The sequence below is a fragment of the Psychrobacter sp. 1Y4 genome, assembly GCF_051847555.1.
On record NZ_JBPYDE010001234.1, the window covers coordinates 1 to 501 of the forward strand.

At 35.5% G+C, this 501-nt stretch carries 2 pseudogenes; both read right to left on the bottom strand.

Features of this window, described 5'->3' with window-relative positions:
- Positions 1-151 (bottom strand): annotated as a pseudogene (locus ACS8FC_RS21300) (Qat anti-phage system TatD family nuclease QatD); the annotation flags it as partial.
- Positions 148-501 (bottom strand): annotated as a pseudogene (locus tag ACS8FC_RS21305) (hypothetical protein); the annotation flags it as partial. The pseudogenes ACS8FC_RS21305 and ACS8FC_RS21300, both read right to left, overlap by 4 nt.

The following is a 501-nucleotide window of genomic DNA, read 5'->3' on the forward strand; positions in this document are numbered from 1 at the left end:
GAGAACTGCCGTGTGCTAATAATTTGGTTCCTTCCCATGCTTTGGGAGTCGTAGTTACTGATAATAAATATATGCCTCTATCGTCACATTTTTTAGCTACTTCAAATGGGTTTTGATATAGATCCAAATGACAATGCATATCTATTTTCATAACACACCTTTTGATTCGAAATATAGCTTAACTTCATCAAGACCTTGAGTAAACACAGTCTTATAATCTGCTAGCTCGTTTTCAGGTAAAGGCCCACTATTTAGAACCCAAGTGCTAATATTCTTATGCTCTTTTTGTGCTATAGCAATTAGCATCGCCATAACATCATCCCGATGGTCAGGATCAGATAATACATCAGTAAGTGTTTTAAAATAAGTTATATTTTCTTGAATACCTCCTGTGTGCAGAGATGCTTTACGAATAATACAAGGTACACAAGTTCCACACTGTTGATTCTTACGTTTCCAATGGCTACAAGAGACTGTTTTATTTACTAAGTTTGCAAGTAG